A 12,625-nucleotide genomic window follows, 5' to 3' on the forward strand; every position below is an offset into this window, starting at 1 on the left:
AGACGAGGCCGGGGCAACCCGGCTTCGTCGTTTCCGGGCCCCCGGCCCATCTGCTGAACTGAACTGACGCTGGAGTCTGCATGTCCGCCCCGAAGCCCGAACCGATTTCCCACACCGTCGAAATGGTCATCGCCACCGTGGTAGGCGTGGGTGTGGGCCTGGGGGCCGACAACCTGCTGCTGGGCTGCGTGGTGGGTATCGGTGTGGGCATCGTGCTGAGCATCGCCAAGACCCTGTACGTGGACCGCAAGCGCCGCCGCCGTTGAGGGCGCGGCAGGGCTGCGCCCTGCACCTGCTACGAGCCAGAGCAACAGCAACGGCAACAGCAACAGCAACAGCAACAGCAACAGCGGTATTCCGTGGTTTGGCGGGGCGGTGTCGGATGGCGGGGACGCCGTAAACCCATCCATGGGGGCTTGGCAGCCGCATCCATGCGGCTGACACCCCGTCATCCGACACCGCCCCACCTCTGACAGAGTCCTGCTGCTGTTGGTAGGTATCGACCTTGGTCGACACGGTAGATCCACGCCATGCGTGGATGAGTCTCCATCGAATTCGAGTATTTCGAGAATTGAACGAAGAGCATCCACGCATGGCGTGGATCTACCGGGCCCCATCCAACCGTCACCGGGAATCTGCCGAAGGCGGGGCGGTGTGGGGCTGCAGGACCGTTGGCGCCATGGATGGCGCCATCGAGCCCCCAAGGACGGGTTTACGGCGTGTCCTGCAGCCCCACACCGTCCCGCCAGACCATCAGCAATCCAGCGCTGCTTTGGCTTTGGCTTTGGCCGTTGCCTCTGCGGGTGCAGGGCGCCGCCCTGCCGAACTAAACTACCCGCCGTTGTCCCTGCAGGATTGCCCATGTTCGATACCTCGCCCCAGCTCGATTGCGCCGGCCGCATCCTGCGCCTGGACCGTGCCCGGGTCATGGGCATCGTCAACGTCACCCCGGATTCGTTCTCCGACGGCGGCGCGCACGACACTACCGAAGCCGCGGTCGCGCACGGACTGAAATTGGTGGAGGAGGGCGCCGACCTGCTCGACATCGGCGGCGAATCGACCCGCCCGGGCGCCGCGCCGGTATCGGTCGAGGATGAGTTGCGCCGGGTGATTCCGGTGATCGAGCAGTTGGCCGCGCGCAGCGCCGTGCCGATCAGCATCGACACCTTCAAGCCGGAGGTGATGCGCGCGGCGGTGGCCGCCGGCGCCGGCATGATCAACGACATCTACGGCCTGCGCCAGGACGGCGCATTGGAAGCCGCTGCCGACGCCGGCGTGCCGGTGGTGCTGATGCACATGCAGGGTGAGCCGGGCCATATGCAGGCCGATCCGCACTACGACGACGTGGTCGCCGAGGTGCACGGTTTCCTGGTGCAGCGGCTGTTCGCTGCGGAAATGGCCGGTATCGCCAAGAAGAACCTGCTGATCGATCTCGGTTTCGGTTTCGGCAAGACCACCGTGCACAACATGACCCTGCTGGCACGCTCCGAGCGCTTCCTGGAACTGGGCGTGCCGATGCTGGCCGGCCTGTCGCGCAAGCGCAGCCTTGGCGAACTGACCGGCCGCGACACGCCCTCCGAGCGCGTGGCTGCCTCGGTGGCCGCGCATCTGATCGCGGTCCAGCGCGGCGCGCGAATCGTGCGCGTGCATGACGTGGCCGCCACTGTCGATGCGCTGAAGATCTGGCAGGCGGTCGAGGCCGTGCCAACGCCGCGCGCCGACGCCACGCCGACGGTCCGCTGGCCGGACGAAGACTGATGGGCATTGACCGGCGGCCACTGGCGATCGCCGTGATGGGGCCGACCGCCAGTGGCAAGACCGCCACCGCGATCGCCCTGGCGAAGCAGCTGGATGGCGAGATCGTCAGCGTCGATTCGGCGCTGGTCTACCGGCATCTGGATATCGGCTCGGCCAAGCCGGATGCGGCCGAGCGGGCGCAGGCGCCGCACCATCTGCTGGACCTGCGCGATCCGTGGCAGACCTATTCGGCGGCCGAGTTCGCCGTCGATGCCGGCCGCGTCGTGGCCGACATCGTGGCACGCGGCAAAACGCCGATCCTGGCAGGTGGCACGGGGCTGTACTTCCGGGCCCTGCTGCAGGGCCTGTCGCCGATGCCGGAGGCCGACCCGGTGATGCGCGAAGCGCTCAGTGCCGAAGCCGCCGAGCGTGGCTGGGCAGCGCTGCATGCGGAGCTGGCCGAGGTCGATCCGGCCGCGGCCGCGCGGATCCATGCCACCGACCCGCAGCGCATCCAACGGGCGCTGGAGGTCTATCGCCTCAGCGGCACCCCGATCTCTGAATGGCAGCGCCGGCCAGGCGTGGCGCCGTTGCCGGTGCGCACCCTGAAGCTGATCCTGGCCCCGCGTGACCGTGCGGTACTGCACCAGCGCATCGAGGCCCGCTTCGATCTCATGCTGGCGCAGGGCTTCCTCGACGAGGTGAGGGCGTTGCGTGCGATGCCGGAAATGGCCGCCGTGACGGCGCCGCTGGACCTACCGGCGGTGCGCGCGGTCGGCTATCGCCAGGCCTGGGAATACCTGGACGGCCAGGGCGATGCCGCCCGTTTCCGTGACAAGGCGATCTTCGCCACCCGCCAGCTGGCCAAGCGCCAGCTGACCTGGCTGCGCGGCGAGCTTGATGCGCGCTGGTTCGACCCCCATGTAGATGGAGAGCGTCTGGCCGGCGCGGTGTCGACCTTCGTCGCACGCTGAACCCCCGCCGGCCGTGTAACATCATCGGTCGGCGGGCGGCTCGGGGGCCGCGGCAGCCGTCGGCAACCCAATAAGAACAATAATCAGGAGTGTGCAATGTCCAAGGGGCAATCGCTGCAGGATCCTTTCTTGAACGCACTGCGGCGCGAACGCGTGCCGGTTTCGGTGTACCTGGTCAACGGCATCAAGCTGCAGGGCACGATCGAGTCGTTCGACCAGTTCGTGGTCCTGCTGCGCAACACGGTCAGTCAGATGGTCTACAAGCACGCCATTTCCACGGTCGTTCCGGCACGCAACGTGAAGGTTGGTCCGGGCGGTGGGTATGTGCAGTCCGGTGAAGGTGGTCAGGCGGGTGATGAAGCAGACGAGTAAGACCGGAGCGGTGAATGTTTGACCGCTCAAAAAAGGGCGAACACGCCCTGTTGATCCAGCCGCATTTCGGCAAGCTGGAAGACGATGTGCTGGAAGAATTCGGTGATCTGGCCCGCTCGGCTGGGGCCAGCATCGCCGCGACGATCACTGCCCGCCTGGACCGTCCGAACCCGTCGACCCTGATCGGCAGCGGCAAGCTGGACGAGATCAAGGCTGCGGCCGATGCCAGTGGTGCCGACCTGATCCTGGTCAACCATGCGTTGAGCCCGGGCCAGGAGCGCAACCTGGAACGGTTCCTGGAGCGCCGGGTGATCGACCGTACCGGCCTGATCCTGGACATCTTCGCCCAGCGTGCGCACAGCCACGAAGGCAAGCTGCAGGTCGAGCTGGCGCAGCTGCGCCACCTGGCCACGCGGCTGGTGCGCGGCTGGACCCACCTGGAACGCCAGCGCGGTGGTTCGATCGGCCTGCGCGGCCCGGGTGAAACCCAGCTGGAAACCGACCGCCGCCTGCTGCAGAAACGGGTCGAGCAGCTGCAGAAGCGCCTGGAAAAGGTCGAAGTGCAGCGCACCCAGATGCGCCGTGCGCGTGTGCGCAGCGAGTTGCCGCGCGTGGCCCTGGTGGGCTACACCAACGCCGGCAAGTCGACCCTGTTCAACGCCATGACCGGCGCTGAGGCCTATGCCGCCGACCAGCTGTTCGCGACGCTGGACCCAACCGTGCGCCGCATTGCGGTGCCGGGGGGCAACGTGGTGCTGGCCGACACCGTCGGTTTCGTCCGCGACCTGCCACATGATCTGGTGGCCGCGTTCCGTTCGACCCTGTCCGAGGCGCGCGAGGCCGACTTCCTGCTGCACGTGGTCGACGCTGCCGATCCGCATCGCGAGGAACGCATCGCGCAGGTCGACGAGGTACTGACCGCAGTCGGTGCAGGCGACCTGCCGCAGCTGCTGGTGTTCAACAAGATCGACCGCATCGACGGTGCTGACGTCCGCCACGATGGCCAGGACGGTATCCCGGATGAGTCGCGCCGCGAGCGGGTGTGGATTTCCGCACGCGACGGGCAGGGCCTGGAGCTGCTGCAGGCGGTGCTCGGCAAGCGCCTGGGCCTGCAACACGTCACCGGTGAACTGCGCCTGCCACCCGATGCCGGTCGCCTGCGCGCGCGCCTGCACCAGCTGGAAGTGATCCGCAGCGAACAGGCCGATGAAGACGGTTGGCTGCTGCAGGTCGACCTGCCGATCGCCGAAGCCGAGAAGTTGGCCGCCAGTGCCGACGGCGCGCCGATCCGGGCGCTGCTGCCGGAGAAGCTGCCGGAGTGGTGAGCTAGCGGCCGATGCCTGGTAGTGCCGGCCGCTGGCCGGCAACGCAACCGCGCCGGGGGGGCGCGACATCAGGCTGTCATCTGCGGTACAACGTGCAGGTTCTTCACCCCACCGTCATGCCGATGTCCATTCCCACCGACGCTGAACTCAATGCCCAGTCCGCCGCGCTCGGGCAGCGCCTGCAGCAGGCCTCCCTGCAGCTGGTGACCGCTGAAAGCTGCAGTGGTGGCTGGATCGCCAAGTGCATGACCGACATTGCCGGTTCCTCGGCGTTCTTCGACTGCGGCATGGTGGTCTACAGCTACGAAGCCAAGCAGCGCCTGCTCGGCGTGCGCGCGCAGACCCTGGAGCAGTTCGGTGCGGTCAGCCGCGAAACCGTGCTGGAAATGGTCTCCGGCGCGCTGGTCAATTCCGGTGCCGGCATCGCGGTGGCGGTGACCGGCATTGCCGGCCCCGGCGGTGGCAGCCCGGACAAGCCGGTCGGCAGTGTCTGGATCGGCTGGAAGCGCCGTGGAGGCTATGCCCGTGCCGAGCTGTTCCAGTTCGATGGCGACCGCGAAGCCATCCGCCGGCAAACCGTAGCGGCGGCATTGCGCGGTATCGACGTCCAGCTGTGACATGCTGCTCCGGTAATCGTCCGGAGCACGCATGATGTGGGAAACGCTGGGCACGGTCCGTGACCTGGGCCGACTGCAGGAAATCGCGGTTGTCCTGATCCGCTATGGCTTTGGCGACGTGGTGCGGCGCATCGGCCTGGCCAGCACGCTGGAGCGGGCAGGCCGCCTGCTGCACTGGAACGAAGAGCGGCAGGAACTGCTGCGGATGACCGCGCCGGTGCGTGTGCGCAGCGCTATGCAGGATCTCGGTCCCACTTTCGTCAAGCTCGGGCAGGTGCTGGCGACGCGCGTTGACCTGCTGCCGCCGGAATGGATCGCTGAACTGTCCGAACTGCAGAACGCGGTGCCGGCGCTGCCGTACGCGGATATCCGCGAGCAGCTCGAAGCCGACCTTGGCGCCTCGCCGACGGAAGTGTTCGCCTTCCTTGATGAAACCCCGATGGCCGCCGCCTCGCTGGCGCAGGCCCATCGCGCGCGCCTGCATGACGGCCGTGAGGTGGTGCTGAAGGTGCGGCGCCCGGGCATCCGGGATGTGGTCGAGGCCGACCTGCGGCTGCTGGCCCGCCTGGCCGAGATCGTCGAGGCGCGCCTGCCGGACCTGCGTCGCTATCGTCCGGCCGAGGTCGTGCAACAGTTCACCGTGTCACTGCGCCGCGAACTGGATTTCGCCGCCGAGTGCCGCAACGCCGAGCGCATCGCGCGCAACTTCAACGGCCGTGACGACATCCTGATACCCAGCGTGCACTGGCAGTGGACCTGCGAGAGCCTGAACGTGCAGGATTTCGTCGACGGCATTCCCGGCCGAGACCTCGCCGGTGTCGATGCGGCCGGGCTGGACCGCCGCGAACTGGCCCGGCGCGGCGCGGACATCGTGTTGAAGATGGTGCTCGAAGACGGCAGCTTCCATGCCGACCCGCACCCCGGCAACATCATCTACCTGCGTGACGGCCGCATCGGCGTGATCGATTTCGGCATGGTCGGCGCCTTGTCGGAAGTGCGGCGATTCCAGGTGGCGCAGCTGCTGCACGGGCTGGTCGAGCAGGACCCGCAGGGCGTGGCCGACGTGCTGCTGGACTGGGCCGGCGGTGTTGAGGTGGACGAGAACCGGCTGCAGCACGACATCAGCCAGTTCGTAGATCAATACCGTGGTGTGCCGCTGAAGGACCTGCGCATCGGCCTGATGCTGGGCGACATCACCCAGCTGCTGCGCAGCTACAGCCTGACTCTGCCGGCCGACCTGGCGCTGATGATCAAGGCGTTCCTGACCCTGGAAGGCATGGGCCGGCAGCTGGATCCGGATTTCGACATGGCCAGTGCCGCGCGCCCTTTCCTGGAGCGGGTGGTGCTGCAGCGCTATGCGCCCAGGGCGCTGCTCAAGCGTGGCCGACGCAGCCTGCTGGGCCTGGTCGACTTCGCCGGGGAATTGCCGCGCGACCTGCGCAAGCTGGTGCAGGCGGCGCGCCGGGGACGCCTGCAGTTGAAGGTGGAAACCACCGCGCTGCAGGGCTTCGGCGAACAGGTGAACCGCGCAGCGAACCGGTTGGTGATGGGCATCGTCACTGCTGCGCTGATCATCGGTTCCTCGATCGTGATGCACAGCGTCGGCGGCGTCTCCAGCCGCTGGCTGCTGGCGCTGGGCGTCTGCGGCTTCATCGGCGCCGGCTTCTGCGGCGTGTGGATCCTGTTTTCGATATGGAGAAGCGGCAAGCACACCTAGTGTGCTTGCCGCAGCGGTTCCCAACGGGAACCGCGGAATCGCGCAGCGATTCCTGTAGAGCCGACTGTCAGTCGGCTGCATCTGCTTTTGCCCTTGCCTTTGCCGTTGCCTTCTTCGACCGGCTGGCTGGCTGGCCGGGGGCGCGCCTGCCGAGCATGCCTCGGCCCAACAGGTCCGCATCACCCCGTGTCGCCCCCGGCACTTGCAGTCCCGGATATTAGTAGTAATACTACTAACCATGGACCTGACCGACACCCAGCAGGCGATCCTGCAGTTGATCGCCGAGCGTATCGAGAGCGAAGGCGCACCGCCGTCGCAGACGGAAATCGCACGTGCGTTCGGCTTCAAGGGCGTACGCGCGGCCCAGTACCACCTGGAAGCCCTGGAGCAGGCCGGTGCGATCCGTCGCATTCCGGGCCAGGCCCGGGGCATCCGCCTGGTACAGGCGCCACCGGTCGAGAAGCTGGCTGAGCCGGGCCTGCCCGACAGCGTACTGCGCCTGCCGGTGCTGGGCCGGGTTGCGGCCGGCCTGCCGATCGGCGCCGATATCGGCTCGGACGACTTTGTGGTGCTGGATCGGGTGTTCTTCTCGCCGGCACCGGACTACCTGCTGAAGGTGCAGGGCGATTCGATGATCGACGAGGGCATCTTCGATGGCGACCTGATCGGCGTGCACCGCACCCGCGACGCCCATTCCGGGCAGATCGTGGTGGCCCGCATCGATGACGAGATCACCGTCAAGCTGCTGAAGATCGCCAAGGACCGCATCCGCCTGCTGCCGCGCAACCCCGACTACAAGCCGATCGAGGTGCTGCCGGACCAGGACTTCGCGATCGAAGGTCTCTATTGCGGCCTGCTGCGGCCCAACCGTTGACCCGTTCCATAGCGCATTACCCCGCGGTCTTTTGTGGCGATTCTCTGGTTCCACTGAGGTTGGTACGGATGTCCGATAATTCTTTTCAGAGCGCCGGGCAGAATCTCAGCCTGTGCGATACGTCCGACTTAAAGTGAGCCCATGGCAAAGAAGACCCCCAAAGACAGCACCCCCAACGACACGACCTCTGCAAGGACCAATCCGATGGACGAGAACAAGAAGCGCGCCCTCGCTGCAGCTCTGGGCCAGATCGAAAAACAGTTCGGCAAGGGCTCGGTGATGCGCATGGGCGACCGCGTGGTCGAACCCGTCGAAGCCATCCCGACCGGTTCGCTGATGCTCGACATCGCGCTGGGCATTGGTGGTCTGCCGAAGGGCCGTGTCGTCGAGATCTACGGGCCGGAATCCTCGGGCAAGACCACCTTGACCCTGCAGGCCATCGCCGAATGCCAGAAGATGGGCGGCACCGCGGCCTTCATCGACGCCGAGCACGCGCTGGACCCGATCTACGCCGCCAAGCTGGGCGTGAACGTGGACGACCTGCTGCTGTCGCAGCCGGATACCGGTGAGCAGGCGCTGGAGATCGCCGACATGCTGGTCCGTTCGGGCTCGGTCGACATCCTGGTGATCGACTCGGTCGCCGCGCTGACCCCGAAGGCCGAAATCGAAGGCGAGATGGGCGATCAGCTGCCAGGCCTGCAGGCCCGCCTGATGAGCCAGGCGCTGCGCAAGCTGACCGGCAACATCAAGCGCTCCAACACCCTGGTGATCTTCATCAACCAGCTGCGCATGAAGATCGGCGTGATGATGCCGGGCCAGAGCCCGGAAACCACCACGGGTGGCAACGCGCTGAAGTTCTACGCCTCGGTCCGCCTGGACATCCGCCGTATCGGCGCGATCAAGAAGGGTGACGAGATCATCGGTAACCAGACCAAGATCAAGGTCGTCAAGAACAAGCTAGCACCTCCGTTCAAGCAGGTCATCACCGAGATCCTGTATGGCGAAGGCATCAGCCGTGAAGGCGAGCTGATCGACATGGGTGTGGATGCCAAGCTGGTCGAGAAGGCTGGTGCCTGGTACAGCTACGGTGAAGAACGCATTGGCCAGGGCAAGGACAACGCCCGCGGCTACCTGCGCGACAACCCGACTGTCGCCGCCAAGCTCGAGGCCGAGCTGCGCGAGAAATTCCAACCGGCCGAAGCGGCCCGCGAGGAAGGCGACGACGAAGGCGAAGACGAATAAGGCTTGCTGTGGGGCAGGGCGGCGCCGTCAGTGACGTCGCCCTGTCCCGCAGGTTCGAATCGCCCAGGGATGGGCTGGGCGCCACGGATGGCGCCACCCTTGGAGTACCCATGTCCGACGCCGAAGACATTCCGACCGGCCGCAAGCGCCGGCCGCGTGAGCAGACCCCCGTGCAACGGGCGCTGGGCCTGCTGGTCCGCCGCGAGCACTCGCGCAAGGAACTCACCCGCAAGCTGACCGCCCGTGGCATCGAAGACGAAGCCGCGCAGGCTGCTGTCGCCAAGTTGACCGAGGCCGGCTGGCAGGACGACACCCGTTTTGCCGAGAACCTGGTGCGGATGCGCGCCAACACCGGTTACGGCCCGATCCATGTCCGTGCTGAACTCGGTACCCACGGCCTGGACAGCGCCGCGATTGCGGCGGCGATGGACAGCTACGAAGGCGACTGGCAGGAAAACGCCCGTGATCTGGTCCGCCGACGCTTTGGCGAGGCCGGCCCGCAGGACCTGACACAGCGGCGCAAGGCTGCCGATCTGCTGGCCCGACGGGGCTTCGACGGCGACAGCATCCGCCGCGCGACCCGCTACGACCCGGATGACTGAGACTGGCGGCGCCGGGCCTGATACCCTTTAGGTTTTCGGCGGTCCCTCGCGACCCTGGCCAACGCGGCCGGTGGTCCGGGTCCGCCGGCCCGCAGACTGCCAGCCCCCAATGAACGCATCCGCCAAATTCACGACTTCCCAGATCCGCAGCGACTTCCTTGAATTCTTCAAGGGCAAAGGCCACACCATCGTGCCGTCGGCGCCGCTGGTGCCGGGCAATGATCCGACCCTGCTGTTCACCAACTCCGGCATGGTGCAGTTCAAGGACGTGTTCCTTGGCGCGGAGAAGCGCAGCTACGTGCGTGCAGCCGACGTCCAGCGCTGCCTGCGCGCGGGCGGCAAGCACAACGACCTCGACCAGGTCGGCTACACCGCGCGGCATCACACCTTCTTCGAAATGCTCGGCAACTGGTCTTTTGGCGACTACTTCAAGAAGGACGCGATCGCCTGGGCCTGGGAGCTGCTGACCCAGGTCTGGAAGCTGCCGGCCGATCGCCTGCTGGTCACCGTCTACCAGACCGACGACGAAGCCTACGAACTGTGGCGCGACATGGTCGGCGTTCCGGAAGAACGCATCGTACGCATCGGCGACAACAAGGGTGCGCCGTTTGCTTCGGACAACTTCTGGCAGATGGCCGACACCGGCCCCTGTGGCCCGTGCACCGAGATCTTCTACGACCACGGCGACCATATCGCCGGCGGCCCCCCGGGTTCCCCGGATGAAGACGGTGACCGCTTCATCGAAATCTGGAACCTGGTGTTCATGCAGTTCGACCGCCAGCCCGACGGCACCCTGGTGCCGCTGCCGGCGCCGTGCGTGGACACGGGCATGGGCCTGGAGCGCCTGGCGGCGATCCTGCAGCACGTGCACACCAACTATGAGATCGACCTGTTCCAGGCCCTGATCCGCAAGGCCTCCGAGCTGACCGGCACCGCCGACCTGGAGAACAAGTCGCTGCGCGTGATTGCCGACCACATCCGTGCCTGTTCGTTCCTGATCGTCGATGGCGTGCTGCCGTCCAACGAAGGCCGCGGTTACGTGCTGCGCCGTATCATCCGCCGCGCACTGCGCCACGGCTGGATGCTGGGCGTGCGCCAGCCGTTCTTCAGCAAGCTGGTGCCGACCCTGGTCGAGCAGATGGGCGAAGCCTATCCGGAACTGCCGGCTGCGGTGGACACCGTCACCCGTGCGCTGCAGGCCGAGGAAGAGCGTTTCGCTGAAACCCTCGATGCCGGCATGAAGATCTTCGAGGACGTCGCGGGCAAGGCCAGCAATGGCGTGATCCCGGGCGTTGACGCCTTCCGCCTGTACGACACCTATGGTTTCCCGCTCGACCTGACCCAGGACATCGCCCGCGAGCGCGACCTGACGGTCGACATCGCCGGCTTTGATGCTGCGATGGAGCAGCAGCGCGAAACCGCACGTGCGGCCGGCAAGTTCGGCGGCGGCGTGACCCTGCCGGCCGAGCTGGTGGCGACCTTGAGCCCGACCCGGTTCCTTGGCTACGACCGCCTGCAGGCCGATGGCCTGACCGTGCTGGCCCTGCTGAAGGACGGTCGACCGGTGCAGTCGGCCGATGCCGGTGACGCAGTCATCGTGATCACCGACCAGACCCCGTTCTACGCCGAGTCCGGCGGCCAGGTCGGCGACACCGGCGTGCTGACCGGCAACGGCGTGCGCCTGGCGGTGGACGATACCCAGAAGTTCGCCGGCCAGTTCCATGGCCACGTCGGCACCCTGTCCGACGGCGGCCTGAAGGTCGGCGACGTGCTGTCCGGCCAGGTCGATGGCGAGCGCCGCGGCGCCACCATCCTCAACCACTCGGCCACCCATCTGCTGCACGCCGCCCTGCGCGAAGTGCTGGGCACCCACGTGCAGCAGAAGGGCTCGCTGGTCGCTCCGGACCGCCTGCGTTTCGACTTCTCGCACTTCCAGCCGATCAGCGCGGAAGAGCTTGCCGTGATCGAGCGCAAGGTCAACCAGCAGGTGCGCGCCAACAACGCCGCCGAAGTGCACAACATGGGCATGCAGGAAGCGCTGGACTTCGGTGCGATGGCGCTGTTCGGCGAGAAGTACGGCGAGCACGTGCGCGTGCTGAAGATGGGTGACTACTCCACCGAGCTGTGCGGCGGTACCCACGTCAACCGCACCGGCGACATCGGCCTGTTCAAGATCACCTCCGAGGGCGGTGTCTCCGCCGGCGTGCGCCGCATCGAGGCGGTTACCGGCCAGGGCGCCCTGGATTACGTGGACGCCGAAGAGGCCCGCCTGGCCGAGGCCGCTGAACTGCTCGGCGGTAGCGCTACCGACGTGGTCGAGAAGATCCGTGCCCTTGGCCAGCGCCAGAAGCAGCTGGAGCGCGAACTGGAAGCCGTGAAGGCCAAGGTCGCCGCAGGTGCCACGGCCGACCTGTCCGGCCAGGCCGTCGAGGTTGCCGGCGTGAAGGTGCTGGCCGCCCGTCTGGAGGGCTTCGACGCCAAGGCGCTGCGTGACGCCATGGACCGCCTCAAGCAGCAGCTGGGCGACGCGGTGATCGTGCTGGCCGGTGCCCAGGACGGCAAGGCTGCCCTGGTTGCGGGTGTGAACGGCAGTGCAATGGGCAAGGTCAAGGCCGGGGAACTGTTGTCCCATATCGCCAGTCAGATCGGGGGCAAGGGCGGCGGACGCCCGGACCTCGCCCAGGGTGGTGGCGAGGACGGGCCCGCCCTTGCCACTGCGCTGGCTGCAGTCGTCGAATGGGTCAGCCCCCGCCTGTGATGAACCTGGCCGTCCCCCTCCTTGTAGGAGCGGGACGGCTGACGGTACCATTGCGAATCTTTTCCCTTTGTCGTGGTAGCGCTTCTTGACGGAGCGTCAAGCCGGTGGGGGATACCCTTCCACACGGTTCCATGGAGACTTACAAAAATGTTGATCCTGACTCGCCGCGTCGGCGAAACCCTGATGATCGGTGACTCGGTGAGCGTCACCGTGCTTGGCGTCAAGGGTAACCAGGTGCGTATCGGCATCACCGCGCCGAAGGACGTCGCTGTGCATCGCGAAGAGATCTATCAGCGCATCCAGCGCGGTGACGAAGCCGGTGGCACCGGTAGCGAAAATTCTGCCGAATAACGCTTTACCTTCGCACTCGATTAACGTTATGATTCACGCCCCGCTGAGGTGCAACG

The 12,625-nt window shown here is 66.6% G+C and carries 12 protein-coding genes; all 12 read left to right on the forward strand.

All coding sequences use genetic code 11. The features are described from left to right. The first annotated feature begins 80 nt into the window (after positions 1 to 80). The 12 genes from ACZK29_RS07895 (at position 81) to csrA (ending at position 12,569) form a co-directional block, all read left to right on the forward strand. Positions 81 to 266: a hypothetical protein gene (locus ACZK29_RS07895; RefSeq protein ID WP_043034328.1), complete on the forward strand. Its 186-nt coding sequence runs from the start codon at positions 81 to 83 to the stop codon at positions 264 to 266. 595 nt (positions 267 to 861) lie between these two features. After that, on the forward strand, positions 862 to 1,758 hold the full coding sequence (gene folP, locus ACZK29_RS07900) for a dihydropteroate synthase (RefSeq protein ID WP_478446873.1): 897 nt from the start codon (positions 862 to 864) through the stop codon (positions 1,756 to 1,758). Next, a complete protein-coding gene (gene miaA, locus ACZK29_RS07905; RefSeq protein WP_478446874.1) occupies positions 1,758 to 2,711 on the forward strand; it encodes a tRNA (adenosine(37)-N6)-dimethylallyltransferase MiaA in 954 nt (317 codons plus the stop codon). The genes folP and miaA overlap by 1 nt, the downstream gene beginning before the upstream one ends. A gap of 96 nt (positions 2,712 to 2,807) precedes the next feature. Next, positions 2,808 to 3,083, forward strand: coding sequence for an RNA chaperone Hfq (gene hfq, locus ACZK29_RS07910; protein WP_004152891.1), 276 nt, complete (start codon positions 2,808 to 2,810; stop codon positions 3,081 to 3,083). 14 nt (positions 3,084 to 3,097) lie between these two features. Then, positions 3,098 to 4,408 (forward strand): ribosome rescue GTPase HflX, encoded by a 1,311-nt coding sequence (hflX, locus tag ACZK29_RS07915; protein ID WP_005412934.1) that lies wholly within the window; start codon positions 3,098 to 3,100, stop codon positions 4,406 to 4,408. 122 nt (positions 4,409 to 4,530) lie between these two features. After that, entirely contained in the window at positions 4,531 to 5,025 is a 495-nt protein-coding gene (locus tag ACZK29_RS07920; RefSeq protein WP_478446875.1) for a CinA family protein, read from the forward strand. Between the two features lie 34 nt (positions 5,026 to 5,059). Next, entirely contained in the window at positions 5,060 to 6,742 is a 1,683-nt protein-coding gene (ubiB, locus tag ACZK29_RS07925; RefSeq protein WP_478447074.1) for a 2-polyprenylphenol 6-hydroxylase, read from the forward strand. Between the two features lie 238 nt (positions 6,743 to 6,980). Further along, on the forward strand, positions 6,981 to 7,616 hold the full coding sequence (gene lexA, locus ACZK29_RS07930) for a transcriptional repressor LexA (RefSeq protein WP_005412936.1): 636 nt from the start codon (positions 6,981 to 6,983) through the stop codon (positions 7,614 to 7,616). Positions 7,617 to 7,820: 204 nt separating this feature from the next. After that, on the forward strand, positions 7,821 to 8,858 hold the full coding sequence (gene recA, locus ACZK29_RS07935; protein WP_005412937.1) for a recombinase RecA: 1,038 nt from the start codon (positions 7,821 to 7,823) through the stop codon (positions 8,856 to 8,858). 110 nt (positions 8,859 to 8,968) lie between these two features. Next, complete coding sequence (gene recX, locus ACZK29_RS07940) at positions 8,969 to 9,460, forward strand: recombination regulator RecX (RefSeq protein ID WP_005409024.1); 492 nt, start codon at positions 8,969 to 8,971, stop codon at positions 9,458 to 9,460. Positions 9,461 to 9,569: 109 nt separating this feature from the next. After that, positions 9,570 to 12,218, forward strand: a complete 2,649-nt coding sequence (gene alaS / locus ACZK29_RS07945) for an alanine--tRNA ligase (RefSeq protein WP_111203496.1) — start codon at positions 9,570 to 9,572, stop codon at positions 12,216 to 12,218. Between the two features lie 147 nt (positions 12,219 to 12,365). Then, a complete protein-coding gene (gene csrA / locus ACZK29_RS07950; protein WP_004152909.1) occupies positions 12,366 to 12,569 on the forward strand; it encodes a carbon storage regulator CsrA in 204 nt (67 codons plus the stop codon). Positions 12,570 to 12,625 lie beyond the last annotated feature (56 nt).

This window comes from Stenotrophomonas sp. 89682_Sma (assembly GCF_056481405.1).